This window comes from Streptomyces sp. NRRL WC-3742 (genome assembly GCF_000720635.1).
In the GTDB taxonomy this organism is placed as follows: Bacteria; Actinomycetota; Actinomycetes; order Streptomycetales; family Streptomycetaceae; genus Kitasatospora.
In genome coordinates this window covers 1-15,820 of sequence record NZ_JOCF01000012.1, presented here as the reverse complement: position 1 = coordinate 15,820, position 15,820 = coordinate 1, and the positions used below count along the sequence as shown (strand labels likewise).

The 15,820-nt window shown below is 71.0% G+C and carries 12 protein-coding genes; 6 read left to right on the top strand and 6 right to left on the bottom strand.

The features are described from left to right. Window positions 1-50 precede the first annotated feature (50 nt). On the bottom strand, window positions 51-1,970 hold the full coding sequence (locus tag IH61_RS0109735) for an AMP-dependent synthetase/ligase (protein WP_078910974.1): 1,920 nt from the start codon (window positions 1,968-1,970) through the stop codon (window positions 51-53). Between the two features lie 397 nt (window positions 1,971-2,367). On the opposite strand from IH61_RS0109735, the gene IH61_RS0109730 reads away from it, so the two are divergent. The 4 genes from IH61_RS0109730 (at window position 2,368) to IH61_RS0109715 (ending at window position 8,313) form a co-directional block, all read left to right on the top strand. Then, window positions 2,368-4,101, top strand: coding sequence for an ABC transporter ATP-binding protein (locus IH61_RS0109730; RefSeq protein WP_031067873.1), 1,734 nt, complete (start codon window positions 2,368-2,370; stop codon window positions 4,099-4,101). Beyond that, window positions 4,098-6,098, top strand: a complete 2,001-nt coding sequence (locus IH61_RS0109725) for an ABC transporter ATP-binding protein (protein WP_031067870.1) — start codon at window positions 4,098-4,100, stop codon at window positions 6,096-6,098. Before IH61_RS0109730 ends, IH61_RS0109725 begins: the two co-directional genes overlap by 4 nt. Window positions 6,099-6,194: 96 nt before the next feature. Beyond that, window positions 6,195-7,139: an RNA polymerase sigma factor SigJ gene (gene sigJ, locus IH61_RS0109720; RefSeq protein WP_078910973.1), complete on the top strand. Its 945-nt coding sequence runs from the start codon at window positions 6,195-6,197 to the stop codon at window positions 7,137-7,139. Between the two features lie 88 nt (window positions 7,140-7,227). Beyond that, entirely contained in the window at window positions 7,228-8,313 is a 1,086-nt protein-coding gene (locus tag IH61_RS0109715; protein ID WP_031067867.1) for an NAD(P)/FAD-dependent oxidoreductase, read from the top strand. Between the two features lie 52 nt (window positions 8,314-8,365). Here the strand turns inward: IH61_RS0109715 and lepA are convergent, their stop codons facing one another. After that, on the bottom strand, window positions 8,366-10,234 hold the full coding sequence (gene lepA / locus IH61_RS0109710) for a translation elongation factor 4 (protein ID WP_031067866.1): 1,869 nt from the start codon (window positions 10,232-10,234) through the stop codon (window positions 8,366-8,368). Window positions 10,235-10,519: 285 nt separating this feature from the next. Here lepA and rpsT point away from each other — a divergent pair, with 285 nt between their 5' ends. After that, complete coding sequence (rpsT, locus tag IH61_RS0109705; protein WP_031067863.1) at window positions 10,520-10,789, top strand: 30S ribosomal protein S20; 270 nt, start codon at window positions 10,520-10,522, stop codon at window positions 10,787-10,789. Window positions 10,790-11,217: 428 nt separating this feature from the next. Here the strand turns inward: rpsT and holA are convergent, their stop codons facing one another. Next, window positions 11,218-12,216 (bottom strand): DNA polymerase III subunit delta, encoded by a 999-nt coding sequence (holA, locus tag IH61_RS0109700; RefSeq protein WP_031067862.1) that lies wholly within the window; start codon window positions 12,214-12,216, stop codon window positions 11,218-11,220. Window positions 12,217-12,264: 48 nt separating this feature from the next. On the opposite strand from holA, the gene IH61_RS0109695 reads away from it, so the two are divergent. Further along, window positions 12,265-12,543: a hypothetical protein gene (locus IH61_RS0109695; protein WP_051836681.1), complete on the top strand. Its 279-nt coding sequence runs from the start codon at window positions 12,265-12,267 to the stop codon at window positions 12,541-12,543. 248 nt (window positions 12,544-12,791) lie between these two features. On the opposite strand, the gene IH61_RS0109690 is transcribed toward IH61_RS0109695, so the two are convergent. From IH61_RS0109690 to IH61_RS0109680, 3 genes are all read right to left on the bottom strand, one after another. Continuing rightward, a complete protein-coding gene (locus IH61_RS0109690) occupies window positions 12,792-14,135 on the bottom strand; it encodes a tetratricopeptide repeat protein (protein WP_234327106.1) in 1,344 nt (447 codons plus the stop codon). 88 nt (window positions 14,136-14,223) lie between these two features. Beyond that, window positions 14,224-14,553 carry a hypothetical protein gene (locus tag IH61_RS46875; protein WP_158844857.1) on the bottom strand — a complete coding sequence of 110 codons (330 nt, stop codon included), beginning with the start codon at window positions 14,551-14,553 and terminating at the stop codon, window positions 14,224-14,226. Window positions 14,554-14,849: 296 nt separating this feature from the next. After that, window positions 14,850-15,452 (bottom strand): MFS transporter, encoded by a 603-nt coding sequence (locus tag IH61_RS0109680; protein ID WP_267884004.1) that lies wholly within the window; start codon window positions 15,450-15,452, stop codon window positions 14,850-14,852. Window positions 15,453-15,820: the final 368 nt, after the last annotated feature.

Below are 15,820 nucleotides of genomic sequence, written 5' to 3'. Positions count from 1 at the left end.
CCCGTACGGCCCGACCGAACCCGGCCGGGCCGTACGGGGGGAGCCGGGGCTCAGGCTTCGTTGGCGCCCGCGTACATCGCGGTGACGGCGTCCGCGTAGACCTTCTCGACCACGGGCCGCTTGATCTTCAGGCTCGGGGTGAGCTCGCCGTGCTCGATGTCGAGGTCGCGCGGCAGCAGGTGGAACCTCTTGATCGTCTGCCAGCGCTGGAGGTCGCCGTTGAGGGTGCGCACGAAGCCGTCGATCAGCTTCTGGACGGACGGGTCGGCGGTGACCTCGGCGTAGGACTTGCCGGCGAGGCCGTGTTCGGCGGCCCAGGGCATGATCACGGACTCGTCGAGGCCGATCAGCGCGGTGACGTAGTTGCGGCCGTTGCCGATCACCAGGATGTTGCTGACGAACGGGCAGATCGCCTTGAACTTGCCCTCGACCTCGCTGGGCGCGACGTACTTGCCGCCGGAGGTCTTGAACAGGTCCTTCTTGCGGTCGGTGATCCGCAGGTAGCCGTCGGCCGTGAGCTCGCCGATGTCCTCGGTGTGGAACCAGCCGTCGGCCTCCAGCACCTCGGCGGTCTTCTCGGGCAGGTTGTGGTAGCCGCGCATCACGCCGGGGCCGCGCAGCAGGATCTCGCCGTCCTCGGCGATGCGGACCTCGCTGCCGGGCAGCATGGTGCCGACGCTGCCGATGCGCAGGTCCTCGGCGTGGTTGACGCAGATGCCCGCCGAGCTCTCGGTCAGGCCGTAGCCCTCCAGGACGGGCACGCCGATGCCGGCGAAGAAGTAGCCGATCTCGGGGGCGAGGGCGGCGCTGCCGGAGACGGAGCCGCGCATCCGGCCGCCGAACGCGGCGCGGATCTTGCCGTAGACGAGCCTGTCGGCGAGGGCGTGCTGCACCCGCAGGCCGAGGGGGGCGGCGTCGTGGCCGGTGGCGGCCCGGCTGGCCTGGTTGACCTTGGCGTACTCGCGGGCGGTGCGGGCCGCCCACATGAAGATCTTGTACTTGGCGCCGCCCTCGGCCCGGGCCTTGCCGGCGATGCCGTTGTAGACCTTCTCGAAGATGCGCGGGGCGGAGGCCATCATGGTGGGCCGCACGACGGGCAGGTTGTGGATGATCCGGTCGACCCGGCCGTCCACGGCCATGACGTGGCCGGTGGCGATCTGGCCGCAGATGAGGCTCTTGCCGAAGACGTGCGACAGCGGCAGCCACATGAACTGCACGTCGTCCTCGCGCAGCAGCCCGCTCTGCTCCTGGGCGCGGCCCTGGTAGGCCCAGCAGTCGTGGACCAGGCGCACGCCCTTGGGGCGGCCGGTGGTGCCGGAGGTGTAGATGAGGGTGGCGAGCTGTTCCTTGTCGAGGGCCGCGACGGCCTTCTCGATGGCGTCCGGGTGCTCCCGGAGGTACTCGGCGCCGAGGCTCTTCAGCTCGGCGAAGGTGAGCACCCTCAGGGTGCCGGTCTCCTCCGGCACCTCGCCGTCGAAGAGGACGGCGGTGCGCAGCTCGGGCAGCCGGCCGAGTTCGCCGACGACCTTGGCGAGCTGGGCGGGGTTCTCGACGAACAGGGCCCGGGAGCCGGAGTCGGAGAGGATGTAGGCCGTCTCGTCGGCGTTGGTGCTCGGGTAGATGGCGGTGGTGGCCGCTCCGGCGCACATGTTGCCCATGTCCGCGACGATCCACTCCAGCCGGGTGGAGGACATCAGGGCGACCCGGTCCTCCGGGGCGACGCCCAGGGACAGCAGGCCGGCGGCCACCGCGTAGACCTGCTCGGCGGTCTGCGCCCAGGTCACCGAGCGCCACTGCTCCGCCCCCGGGGCGCCGTCCGCGGCCTGCTCGTCGACCGGCGCGGGGTAGCGGTATGCCTCACCGTTCGGGGTGGCCGCGACGCGGTCCAGGAACAGGTGGGCGACGGAGGCGGGGCGCTGGGCGACGATGTCGGTCTTGCCGGAGCCGATCAGGGACTGCGCGGAACTCAACGAGGACCTCCGGGGGCGGGTGGCCGTTCGAGGGACTGGAGGGTAGGCGCCGTGGGGGCGGTCGCCGGCCCCGCCCGAAACCGGCGTGACACCGGCGCGGTACCGGCCGGTAACAAGGGGGCAACCAGCAGCCTAGGGGGAAACCGGTCATTCCGTAAGGGGGCGGCCCCAGGCGGCACCGCACCGTGACCTCGGTGCCCGGGTCGCGGCGGCGCGGGGAAGGACCGGGGGAGACCGAGGGAGGGACGGCGGGAGGACGGAGGGAGGTACCGGGAGAGGGAGAGTACGGCAAAGCCATGGCAAACTCACGGGCTGATCCTGCGAATCACCCGTACGAGCCCATCGAGGCACGAGAATTGGGATGCGAACCCCACCCGCCGACGACAAGAGTGTGCCAGTGCTGATCAGACTGCTCAGGGCGTACCTGCGCCCCTACTCCCGACCGATCACCCTGCTGGTGCTGCTCCAGCTGATCTCGACCCTCGCGGCGCTGTACCTGCCGACGCTCAACGCCGACATCATCGACAGCGGCGTGGTCAAGGGCGACACCGGCTACATCGTGAGCGTCGGCGCCGTGATGATCGGCGTGACCGTCATCCAGGCGCTCTGCTCCATCGGCGCCGTCTACTACGGCGCCCGCACCGCCATGGCCTTCGGCCGCGACCTGCGCGCCGCCGTGTTCGACCAGGTGCAGAGCTTCTCCTCCCGCGAGACCGGCCAGTTCGGCGCGCCCTCGCTGATCACCCGCACCACCAACGACGTCCAGCAGGTCCAGATGCTCGCCCTGATGAGCTTCACGCTCATGGTGGCCGCGCCGATCATGTGCGTCGGCGGCATCATCATGGCCCTCAACCAGGACGTCCCGCTGTCCGGCCTGCTGCTGGCCGTCATCCCGGTGCTGGGCGTCGTCGTCCTCCTGCTGGTGCGCTCCCTGCGCCCCAAGTTCCGCAGCATGCAGGAGAAGATCGACACCATCAACCGGGTGCTGCGCGAGCAGATCACCGGCATCCGCGTCATCCGCGCCTTCGTCAAGGACGGCCACGAGCAGGACCGCTTCGCCCGCTCCAACAAGGACTTCACCGACACCGCCCTCCAGGTCGGCCGGCTGATGTCCCTCATGTTCCCGGCCGTGATGCTGGTCGTGAACGTCTCCAGCGTCGCCGTGCTCTGGTTCGGCGCGATGCGCATCGACAGCCACGACATGGAGATCGGCGCGCTGACCGCCTTCCTCTCCTACCTGATGCAGATCCTGATGAGCGTCATGATGGCCACCTTCATGTTCATGATGGTGCCGCGCGCCGAGGTCTGCGCCGAGCGCATCGAGAAGGTCCTCTCCACCTCCTCCAGCGTCGTGCCGCCCAGCGCGCCGATCACCGAGGTGCTGACCCGCGGCAACCTGGAGCTGCGCGACGTCGACTTCCGCTACCCCGGCGCCGAGGCGCCCGTGCTGCGCGGCATCGAGCTCACCGCCCGCCCCGGCGAGACCACCGCCGTCATCGGCTCCACCGGCAGCGGCAAGTCCACCCTGCTCGGCCTCGTACCCCGGCTCTTCGACGCCACCTCCGGGCAGGTCCTGCTCGGCGGCGTGGACGTGCGCGAGCTCTCCCCCGAGGCCATCGCCGAGACGGTGGGCCTCGTCCCGCAGAAGCCGTACCTGTTCACCGGGACCATCGCCGGCAACCTGCGCTACGGCAAGCCCGACGCCACCGACGAGGAGCTCTGGCACGCCCTGGAGGTCGCCCAGGCCAAGGACTTCGTCGAGAAGCTCCCCCAGGGCCTGGACGCGCCCATCGCCCAGGGCGGCAGCAACGTCTCCGGCGGCCAGCGCCAGCGCCTGGCCATCGCCCGCGCCCTGGTGCGCAAGCCCGACGTCTACCTCTTCGACGACTCCTTCTCCGCCCTCGACTACGCCACCGACGCCAGGCTCCGCAAGGCCCTCGCCCGCGAGACCGCCGACGCGGCCGTCCTGATCGTCGCCCAGCGCGTCTCCACCATCCGCGACGCCGACCGGATCATCGTCCTCGACGAGGGCGCCGTCGTCGGCACCGGCACCCACCACGAGCTCATGGCCGACAACCCGACGTACCGGGAGATCGTGCTCTCACAGCTCACCGAGCAGGAGGCGGCGTGACCACCCCCGACAAGGCCCCCGCCAAGAACGCGGACGACCTCCCCAGCGACTCGCAGGCCGCCGCCGCCCGCAGAGGCCCCGCCGGGCCCGGCCGGTTCATGGGCGGCCAGGGCACCGAGAAGTCCATGGACTTCAAGGGCTCGGGCAAGCGCGTCCTCGGCCTGCTGCGCCCCGAACGCGCCCTGCTCTCCGGCGTGTTGGGCCTGGGCGTGCTCAGCATCGGCTGCGCCGTCACCGGCCCCAAGGTCCTCGGCGACGCCACCGACCTGATCTTCGCCGGCGTCGTCGGCGAACGCTTCGACCCGGGCATCACCAAGGAGCAGGCCGTCGCCGGGCTGCGCGCCCACGGCGACGGCGGTGTCGCCGACCTGCTCTCCGCCGTCGACTTCACCCCCGGCCACGGCATGGACTTCGGCGCCATCGGCAGCGTGCTGCTGTGGGTGCTGGCGATCTACGTCGCCTCCGCCGTGTTCGGCATCGTCCAGGGGCGCCTGGCCACCACCGCCATCCAGCGCGCCGCCTACCGGCTGCGCCAGGACGTCGAGGCCAAACTCGCCCGGCTGCCGCTGAGTTACTTCGACCAGCAGCCGCGCGGCGAGGTGCTGAGCCGGGTCACCAACGACATCGACAACATCGGCCAGTCCATGCAGCAGACGATGGGACAGGTCGTCAACTCGCTGCTGACCGTCGTCGGCGTGCTCGCGATGATGTTCTGGATCTCCCCGCTGCTGGCCGCCATCGCCCTGGTCACCGTGCCGGTGTCGGTGGTCGTGGCCGCCAAGGTCGGCAAGCGGGCGCAGCCCCAGTTCGTCCAGCAGTGGGCGTCCACCGGCAAGCTCAACGCGCACATCGAGGAGATGTACACCGGGCACACCCTGGTCAAGGTCTTCGGCCGGCAGAAGGAGGCCGCGGAGACCTTCGCCGAGCACAACGAGGCACTGTTCCAGTCCAGTTTCCGGGCCCAGTTCATCTCCGGGATCATCCAGCCCGCGATGATGCTGATCGGCAACCTGCAGTACGTGCTGGTCGCGGTGGTCGGCGGCCTGCGGGTGGCGAGCGGCGCGCTGTCCATCGGCGACGTGCAGGCGTTCATCCAGTACTCGCGGCAGTTCAGCCAGCCGCTCACCCAGGTCGCCAGCATGGCCAACCTGGTGCAGTCCGGCGTCGCCTCCGCCGAGCGGGTCTTCGAACTGCTCGACGCCCCCGAGCAGACCCCCGAACCGGCCATGCCCGAGCGGCCCGACGCGGTGCGCGGGCGGGTCGCCTTCCAGGACGTCTCGTTCCGCTACGAGGCGGACAAGCCCCTCATCGAGGACCTCTCCCTCAAGGTCGAGCCCGGCCAGACCGTCGCCATCGTCGGCCCCACCGGCGCCGGCAAGACCACCCTGGTCAACCTGCTGATGCGCTTCTACGAGGTCAGCGGCGGGCGGATCACCCTCGACGGGGTCGACATCGCCGCGATGTCCCGCGAGGACCTGCGCTCGGGCATCGGCATGGTCCTCCAGGACACCTGGCTGTTCGGCGGCAGCATCGCCGACAACATCGCGTACGGGGCCTCGGGCGCCACCCGCGAGCAGGTCGTCGAGGCCGCGAAGGCCGCCCACGTCGACCGGTTCGTCCGGACCCTGCCCGACGGGTACGACACCACCATCGACGACGAGGGCACCGGCGTCAGCGCCGGCGAGAAGCAGCTGATCACCATCGCCCGGGCGTTCCTCGCCCAGCCGTCCATCCTGGTGCTGGACGAGGCGACCAGCTCCGTCGACACCCGGACCGAGGTGCTGATCCAGCGGGCCATGGCCCGGCTGCGCACCGGGCGGACCAGCTTCGTGATCGCGCACCGGCTCTCCACCATCCGGGACGCGGACGTGATCCTGGTGATGGAGAACGGCTCGATCGTCGAGCAGGGCACCCACGACGAGCTGATCGCCGCCGACGGGGCCTACGCCCGGCTCTACCAGGCGCAGTTCGCGCAGGCCGTGGCCGAGGTCGACTGACGCCCGCACACGCGAGGGGCCGGGCCGGGGACTCCCCCGCCCGGCCCTTCGCGTTCCGGCTTCTCAGCGGACGGCACCCTTCGCTACCGTGGCCCTGTGACCGCCCAGCCCAGCGCCCCCGGACCCGGCTCCGGCCCCGTCGCCGAACCTCCCCGGAGCCCCGACGCGTTCGAGAGCAACCGCCGCTACCTGGGCTCCGTCGCCTACCGGCTGCTCGGCTCCTTCACCGACGCCGAGGACGTCCTCCAGGACGCCTGGCTGCGCTGGCAGGCCGCCGACCGCACCGCCGTCGACGACCCGCGCGCCTACCTCGCCACCGTGGTCACCCGGCTCTGCTACGACCAGCTCGGCTCCGCCCGGGCCCGCCGCGAGGCGTACTACGGGGAGTGGCTGCCCGAGCCGTCCGTCTCCTTCGCGAGCGCCCCCGACTCCCCCGACGAGCTGGCCGAGCGCGGCGAGTCCGTCTCCCTCGCCCTGCTCGCCGTCCTGGAACAGCTCACCCCGGCCGAGCGGGCCGCCTTCGTCCTGCACGACGTCTTCGCCGTCGGCTTCGAGGACATCGCCGCCTCCCTCGACCGCACCCCCGACGCCACCCGCCAGCTCGCCTCCCGGGCCCGCCGCCGGGTCAAGGACGGCGCCCGGCACCCCGGCGCCGACCCGGCCGAGCACCGCCGGGCCGTGGAAGCCTTCGTCGCCGCCAGCACCCGGGGCGACATCCTGGGCCTGATGGAGATCCTCGACCCGGACGTGGTCTGGCACGCCGACGGCGGCGGCATCGTCCGCGCCGCCGCCCGCCCGGTCCACGGCGCCGAGAAGGTGGCCCGGCTGGTGGCCGGCGCGGTGGGCAAGTGGTTCACCCCCGAGTTCGGGACCGACCTCGCGACGGTCAACGGCGAACCGGGCATGGTCTGGTACGAGAAGGCCACCGGTGCCGTCGCCGGCGTGGTGGCCTTCGTCCTGGCCGACGGGCGGATCGCCGAGGCGTATGTCGTGGCCAACCCCGAGAAGCTCACCCGGATCAGCCCCGTGCCGGGCGTGTGACGCGGGTCACCGTCACATCCCCGGCGGCCGTGTCGTCCCCCTCCCGAACAGCGCTCCACCGGAGCGACCCCGCGAGGAGGCGGACGAGATGAGCAGCAGCACCAGCACCACCGGCAGGCGGATCGTCGTACTGGGCGCCGGGTACGCCGGACTCAGCGCGGCCAAGGGCGCCGGACGGCACCGCACCGTCACCCTGGTCGCCCCCGAGGAGCGACTCCTGCACCGCATCCGCCAGCACGAGGCCGCCGCCGGCCGCGGCCGCGACTGGCCCGCCCTCGGCGACCTCGCCCGCGGCCGCCGGATCGAGCACCTCCGCGCCCGGGCCGTCGAGATCGACCCGGACGGGCACAAGGTCCTCCTGGACGACGGCACCACCCTCGGCTACGACACCCTCGTCCACGCCCTCGGCAGCCGCACCGCCTGGCACGGCGTCCCCGGCGCCGTCGAGCACGCCCACCCCGTGGAGCGCGCCGCCGAGGTACGGCGCCTGATCCGCGAGGCCGACCACCCCGGCACCCTGGCCGTCGTCGGCGGCGGCGCCACCGGCATCGAGCTCGCCACCGAACTCGCCGAGGCCCACCCCGGCTGGACGGTGCGGATCGTCGCCGCCGGGCAGGTCGGCGGGATCTACTCGCCCAAGGGCCGCGCCCACATCCGCCGCGTCCTCGACCGGCTCGGCGTCGCCGTCCACGAGGACGCCACCGTCACCGAGGTCACCCCCGACGGGCTGCGCACCACCGCCGGGCCGGTCGAGGCCGACCTCACCGTGTGGGCCGCCTCGATGGAGCCCCACCCGCTGGCCGCCGAGGCCGGACTCGCCGTCGACGGGCGCGGCCGCGCCCTGGTCGACGACCACCTGCGCTCGCTCTCGCACCCCGACATCCACGTGATCGGCGACGCCGCCGCCGTCACCGTCCCCGGCGTCGGCACCCTGCGGATGGGCTGCGCCACCGCCCTGCCGCAGGGCCGGTACGTCGGCAGACTGCTCGCCGGGCGCACCTCGAAGCCGTTCTCGTTCAGGTACACCGCGCAGTGCCTGAGCCTCGGCCGGCGGGACGGGCTGCTCCAGCTGGTCCACGCGGACGACTCGATGAAGCCCACCGTCCTCACCGGCACCGCGGGGCGGCTGGTCAAGGCCGGGATCGTCGGCGCCGTCCTCAGCGCGCTCAAGTAGCCGAAAGGGCCCTGGGCGGATGTGTCCGCCCAGGGCCCTTCGCGGTCAATCGCTACTTCTTGTCCTTCGGGGACTCGGCGTCGGTGGACAGCGCGGCGATGAAGGCTTCCTGCGGAACCTCCACGCTGCCGACCATCTTCATCCGCTTCTTGCCTTCCTTCTGCTTCTCCAGGAGCTTGCGCTTGCGGGAGATGTCGCCGCCGTAGCACTTGGCGAGGACGTCCTTGCGGATCGCGCGGACGGTCTCGCGGGCGATCACCCGGGAGCCGATCGCGGCCTGGATCGGCACCTCGAACTGCTGGCGCGGGATGAGCTTCTGCAGCTTGCCGGCCATCATCACGCCGTAGCCGTACGCCTTGTCCTTGTGCACGATCGCGGAGAAGGCGTCCACCGCGTCGCCGTGCAGCAGGATGTCGACCTTGACCAGGGCGGCGGTCTGCTCGCCGATGGGCTCGTAGTCGAGCGAGGCGTAGCCGCGGGTCTTGGACTTCAGCTGGTCGAAGAAGTCGAAGACGATCTCGGCGAGCGGCAGGGTGTAGCGCAGCTCGACGCGGTCCTCGGACAGGTAGTCCATGCCCTGGAGGCTGCCGCGGCGGGACTGGCACAGCTCCATGATCGCGCCGACGAACTCGTTGGGCGCCAGGATGGTGCCGCGCACGATCGGCTCGTACACCTCGGCGATCTTGCCGGTGGGGAACTCGCTCGGGTTGGTGACGGTGTGCTCGGTGCCGTCCTCCATGACCACCCGGTAGACCACGTTCGGGGCGGTGGAGATCAGGTCGAGGTTGAACTCGCGCTCCAGGCGCTCCCGGATGATCTCCAGGTGCAGCAGGCCGAGGAAGCCGCAGCGGTAGCCGAAGCCGAGGGCGACCGAGGTCTCCGGCTCGTACACCAGGGCGGCGTCGTTCAGGCGCAGCTTGTCCAGGGCGTCGCGCAGCAGCGGGTAGTCCGAGCCGTCCAGCGGGTACAGGCCGGAGAACACCATCGGACGCGGGTCCTTGTAGCCGCCCAGCGCCTCGGTGGCACCCTTGTGCATCGAGGTGATCGTGTCACCGACCTTGGACTGCCGGACGTCCTTCACACCGGTGATGATGTAGCCCACCTCGCCGACGCCCAGGCCGTCCGCGACCTTCGGCTCGGGCGAGATGACGCCGATCTCCAGCAGCTCGTGGGTGGCGCCGGTGGACATCATCGCGATGCGCTCGCGCTTGGTGAGCTGGCCGTCCACGACACGGACGTAGGTGACCACGCCGCGGTAGGAGTCGTACACCGAGTCGAAGATCATCGCGCGGGCCGGGGCGTCCTTGACGCCGACCGGGGCCGGGACGGTGTTGACGATGTGGTCGAGCAGGTCCTCGACGCCCAGGCCCGTCTTGGCGCTGACCTGGAGCACGTCCGAGGGGTCGCAGCCGATGATGTGGGCGATCTCCGCGGCGTACTTCTCCGGCTGGGCGGCCGGGAGGTCGATCTTGTTGAGGACCGGGACGATCGTGAGGTCGTTCTCCAGCGCCAGGTACAGGTTGGCGAGGGTCTGCGCCTCGATGCCCTGGGCCGCGTCGACCACCAGGATGGTGCCCTCGCAGGCCGCCAGGGAACGGGACACCTCGTACGTGAAGTCCACGTGGCCCGGGGTGTCGATCATGTTGAGGATGTGCGTCGTACCGGCGCCCGGCCCGGTCCTCGGGGCCCACGGGAGGCGGACCGCCTGCGACTTGATGGTGATGCCGCGCTCGCGCTCGATGTCCATGCGGTCGAGGTACTGGGCACGCATCTGCCGGGGGTCGACGACGCCGGTGATCTGCAGCATCCGGTCTGCGAGCGTCGACTTGCCGTGGTCGATGTGGGCGATGATGCAGAAGTTGCGGATCAGCGCCGGGTCGGTACGGCTGGGCTCTGGCACATTGCTGGGGGTCGCGGGCACCTTGGTCCGATTCTCCGTTGGTCCGTCCGGGGCCGGGGGCCGGATCATCGCTGACCGGTCGCCCCGGGGACCGGACGGTCTCGTCCGATCGAAAGAGTTCCTCCCATCCTCCCACGACTACGGACGGGGGGACCGTCGGGGAGTTCCTCCCCCGCCGGTTTGGGGCGGGCGGCGGGCCCCTGGTAGCGTGGTCAGCTGCACCTGGCCCCGGCATGCCCTCTCAGCACGACCGGCGGCCGCACGGTGCGAACCCGTTCAACTCCTTAGACAGACTGAGGCTCCTTCGTGGCGAACATCAAGTCCCAGATCAAGCGCAACAAGACCAACGAGAAGGCGCGCCTGCGCAACAAGGCCGTCAAGTCCTCGCTGAAGACCGCTCTGCGCAAGGCCCGCGAGGCCGCTGCCGCCGGTGAGACCGAGAAGGCCACCGTGCTGGCCCGCGCCGCCTCCAAGGCGCTCGACAAGGCCGTGAGCAAGGGCGTCATCCACGCCAACCAGGCCGCCAACAAGAAGTCGGCCATCACCAAGCGCGTCAACAGCGCCGTCTCGGCCTGACGCCCCCGGGGGCTCCGCCCCCACCCCGCCCCGGGACGTTCCGGCCCTCTACCCGAACCCCGAGGCGCGCAAGACCTCGCACCGCACGCGGCCTGCGTTCGCCACGCGGGTGCGGTGCACAGAGACTGACCGAAGCGCCTGCTCACAGGCCCTTCTCCTACTGCCCGTCCGGTACACACCGGGCGGGCAGTACGCATTTCGCGCACAGGGCTCCGACCGCTCCGCCACGCGGCGAGCGCGGTCCTGGCCGCCGCAGCGCCGCCCTCACCGCCGGCACGGCCCTGACCGGCCAGTCGGTGACGGTGACGGTGACGGTGAAGGCCGTGAAGTTCGGGGAGTCCTGCCCCCGACGCGGCGAAGCCCCGTGCGGTGAGGCCCGTGTGGTGAGGCCCCGCGCGGTGAAGCCCCGTCCCGCCGGGCCGACTCCGTCAGTACGCCGGGCGGGAGCCCGCCCGGGCCGCGCGGGCGACCGCGACCACCGCGCGCTCCAGGGCGAACGCCGGATCGTCCGAGCCGCCCTTGACCTCCGCGTCCGCCCGGGCGATCGCCGTCAGCGCGGCGGCCACGCCGTCGCCCGTCCAGCCGCGCATCTGCTGGCGCACCCGGTCCACCTTCCACGGCGGCATGCCCAGCTCCCGGGCCAGGTCGGCCGGGCGCATGTTCCGGCCCGTCGTCGCCAGCCGGCCGATGCTGCGCACGCCGGAGGCCAGCGCGTAGGTGATGCCGGTCGGCGGCTGGCCCACCGCCAGCGCCCAGCGCAGCCGCTCCAGCGCCTCCGCCGCGCGGCCGGTGACCGCCAGGTCCGCCACCTCGAAGCCCGTCGCCTCGGCGCGGCCGCTGTAGTAGCGGGCCACCACCGTCTCGTCGATCGTGCCCTCGACGTCCGAGGTCAACTGGCTGCACGCGGCGGCCAGTTCACGCAGATCGCTGCCCAGGGAGTCCAGCAGCGCCTGGCACGCCTCCGGCGTCGCCGAACGGCCGAGCGTACGGAACTCGCCCTTCACGAAGGCCAGCCGCTCGCTCGCCTTGGCCAGCTTCGCGCAGGCCACCTCGCGCCCGCCCGCCTTGCGGCCGGTGTCCAGCAGGCCCTTGCCCTTGGCGCCGCCCGCGTGGACCAGCACCATGATCACCTCTTCGACCGGGTCCTCGATGTACGCCTTGACCTCCTTCACGGAGTCGGCGGAGAGGTCCTGCGCGGCGCGGACCACGATCACCTTGCGCTCGGCGAACAGCGAGGGCGTGGTCAACTCGGCCAGGCTGCCCGGCTGCAGACCCCCGGGCGGCAGGTCCCGCACGTCCGTGTCCGGGTCCGCCGCCTTCGCCGCCGCCACCACCTGGGCGACCGCGCGGTCCAGCAGCAGCTCCTCCTGACCGACCGCGAGGGTCAGCGGGGCGAGCAGGTCATCGGGTGCACTCTTCCTGGCCATCGCCTACCAGCATCCCACGGCCCGCCGACAGTGCCCGAGAATGTCCAGGTGACCGAGAACAACCCCACCGACGACCCCCACGCCCGCCAGCTGCTCGTCCTCCCCGACCGCGACGCCGCCGAGGAAGCCGCCGAGACCCTCGCCACCGAACTCCCCGACCTCGACGAACCCGAGATCGTCCGCGACGCCCTCGCCGGCGAGGACGACGCCGAGGACGCCCAGTGGCTCGTCGTCCTCGACCCACCCGCCGACGGCTGGACCCCCACCCACCTCCACACCCTCGACGCCCTCGCCACCACCCACGAGGGCTGGCGCGAAACCGCCTGACCGCCCCTCCCCCGGCGAGTGGCGCGGTGAGCTCTGGACAGGACCAGAGCTCACCGCTGAATGCACCGGGCAGGCTGGTCCCACAAGCGGAACCCGAGCGGCGGGCTCCGGCCCTGCGAGAGCCCGCCGCGACCAGCCCCACGGCCCCTTCGGATTCCTAAGGGGCTCGATCGGGCTTTCAGCGGCGCACTCCGGGCCTGCCCGGAGCGCGCCGCAACAGCCCTCTGCCTGTGCGGTGACGAGATGGATCAAGCCGGACGGGGAGCAATCGGCCTGGCACGTTCGAGGAGTTCGCGGACGTGAGGATTGCGCCGGTGCGGTCGCGTGGTGGAAAGCATCCTGCGAAACCGGTCGTCGGCCCGGCCGGACTGCACATGGGGAAAGTCGTCCAAGGCGAGATGCCAGTTCTGGACGGCCTCCTCCAACCGCCCCGCTTCGAGCTGCCACTCGGCGATCATCGCGCGGTGGCGAACACGGGCCCGCCGGTACACCGCGGGGCGGACCTTCTCGGAGTGCTGGAGCGCGCGGATCGCACCTTCACGGTCGCCGAGTTCGTACCTGACCTGCGCAACGTGGTACGAGAGCGACGCAGGGTCGTAGGACCCGTGGGCCTTGGCCTTGGACTCGGCCTGCTCCATGGCGGCTTCGGCCTCACGGAGCTTGCCGAGCGCTCCGCCACGGTCCCGGTTCTGGGCGAGAGCATGGGCCTGCTGCCCCGCAAGGAAGGCCCGCATCCGGGGCCCGGCCTCGGGCGAGGCGGCAGCAGCGGCGTCCGCGAACCGCAACGCCTCGGCTCCATGACCGAGCTCGACGGCCTGCACGCTCATGCCCCGAAGCGTGGTGCAGTAAGTGAGATGGTCACCGGCTGCGAGAGCGAGCTCCAAAGCCTTGGTGTAGTAACTCTGCCCGAGCAGGTCCATCCGTTCGTCCACGGCCATGTACCCCGTCAGATAGAGATGGTCAGCCGCAGCCGACAGCATCGCCTTGCGTACATCGTCGGACGCAGTGGCCTTCAGATGCGGCGCGATATTGTTGACCATGAACGCGGCGGCCATCGGCCGGGCCGTCCGCCCCCCGAACCGGTCGTCGAGCTCGCTGATCCGCTCGGTCATGGCGATCACGGACTCGACCTCGGCCATTCCGATCCTGGTGTGCGGATCACTCCTGAGCCGCTCGAACCGCCCGATGACATCCGGCCAGTCAGGGATGGTGAGAGCGATCGAGTAGAGGCCCGCACCAAGTACGCCCCTGCGTGATGGGTCCATGTCCACGCTCCCGAGGTCGACCAGTCCAGCCACGGTATCCGTACAGCACGGCTGAACGTCTGGCTGATCGGCGAAGCCCGCCTCGAACGCCGTGACGGGCCGCCTCAGACGGCGGGTCAGGGTCTCCAGAACCACGTTCTGGTATTTCGCCATGGGCCGGGTACCGGAAAGCCAGTGCGAGACTGCAGATTCGTCGTATCTGAGCTTGTACCCGGCTTCGGTGCCCGCGCGGTTGACCGCTCGGGCGAACTCTCCGTTGCTCGCCCAACGGCACTGCTGGACCAGTGCACCGAGCTTGACGTTGGGTGTCCGTTCGCGTGCTGCCATCGCTGCCCTCGGATCAGGTTTCAAGGGTTTCAAGCGTCTGGGGAGTCCGGGCCGTGTTCACGCCCGGCACATGCATGTTGACTCTACGTCAGGCCGAGTCTGAGTCCCATCCAGGGACCGCTGCGGCTCCACGATCGGCGGCGCCGGCCACCTGCTCGTCTGCTCCCAGGCGACCGGCGCCGCTATCCAGGCCAGTGCCGAAGGGTTCCTCATCGTGGTCGTGCATTCCCATGTCTTCCTCCTGACCAGAGAACCGGTTTCCGTTTCCGATGCCCGTCGCCAGGTACGGGCGCTCATCGCCGACTGGGGTGTCCTTCTGGACGAAGGCAGCCGGCTCGCGTTGGACACGGTCACATCCGAGTTGGTGGCGAATGCCGTACACCATTCCGACCAGCCCGTGTTCGCTGTTGCCCTTCATGTGAGCGTCAGGCTGCGCCGGGCCTTGATCGAGGTCTACGACGGGTCGGCCGTGCTTCCCAGGCACCGAAGGGCGGGGGCTGACATGGAGAGCGGCCGGGGTCTGGCACTGATCGGATGCCTCGCTCTCGCACATGGAGCCGCGCGCACCGAAAACGGCAAGCGGGTGTGGGCAGAACTGGCCCTGCCCGAACAGCCGGTAACCAGGCGCCATCTCCTCGTGGGGCCGGGCCGAGCCATCGAGGCCATCATCAGCGCGCTCGCGTGGAGGGCTCGCACACGATGGGCGAGTCCGCTTCATTCCCCCATCACCGACCCCACGGTCCCGCTAAGCCGGACGGGCACTTCGTGACGAAGGGATTCAGTGACCGCCATGATCAGAACCAACGGCGTCCTCGGGGCTCGCGGACTGAGGGCTGGCGTGGAATGGTCCGCGCCAGGCGCCGCTCGGGCCCGGGCCGTCCAACTGGTGGCTGAACACGGCGCCCAGCAACGAGAGATCGCCCGCAACCCGCACCTGGAGGCCGAGTGGGCCCATGTGGCGGTTCGTGCCCCGCAGTTGTTGTCTGCGGTCCAGGACGTCATCGGGCCGGCGATCCGGGCGATCCGACCGGTCAGGTCCATCAACCCGCTGACGGCCTGGACCTCACCCGGCCTGACCAGGTCCGGCACCATCGCACCGAGATTCGGATCGAACAGCGCCCCACCGACCCCAAGCAGCGCGGCGGAGGTGATCAGCCCCGCCGCGCCGAACTCGGCCCACGCCCACGGCAGCGCGGCCACCAGCACCAGCCGCGCCGCGTCGACGATCGCCAGCGCCCGCAACGACGCGAACCTGTCCATCAGTTGGCGCCCCACCGTGCCCAGAACGATGTACGGCAGCGACTCGGCCACGGCCACCAGGCCCACGCCGCAGCAACCGCCCGTACCGCATGATCCACTCCGCCCCAGGAAGCACGAAGTCCCGGCAGCAATCCGCCACCGGGAACTCCCCACACCCTAGGGCAACTTGAAGTCCGCTCGACGCAGGCGCCCCGGGCGAGACCAATGGCGGCACGAGCCGCTCCGAAAGGACTTCCGTGCATCCACAGCGCCCTGCCCCTACTGTGGCGGGCCCTGGGTGCACCCAGGGCCCGCCACACGGTTCCGCAGGTTGTCCTGATCGGCGGACGGAACGATTTGCGCTCTGGCTTTTCAGCGGCGCGCTCCGGGCCTACCCGGAGCGCGCCGCAACAGTTCACTCCCCCGGGCCCCGCCCCCTCCCTCCC

Coding starts and splice junctions, on each gene's coding strand:
- IH61_RS0109690 (WP_234327106.1), bottom strand. CDS start 14,135: ATGGCAGCACGCGAACGGACACCCAACGTCAAGCTCGGTGCACTGGTC.
- IH61_RS46875 (WP_158844857.1), bottom strand. CDS start 14,553: ATGAAGGGCAACAGCGAACACGGGCTGGTCGGAATGGTGTACGGCATT.
- holA (WP_031067862.1), bottom strand. CDS start 12,216: ATGGCCAGGAAGAGTGCACCCGATGACCTGCTCGCCCCGCTGACCCTC.
- IH61_RS0109715 (WP_031067867.1), top strand. CDS start 7,228: ATGAGCAGCAGCACCAGCACCACCGGCAGGCGGATCGTCGTACTGGGC.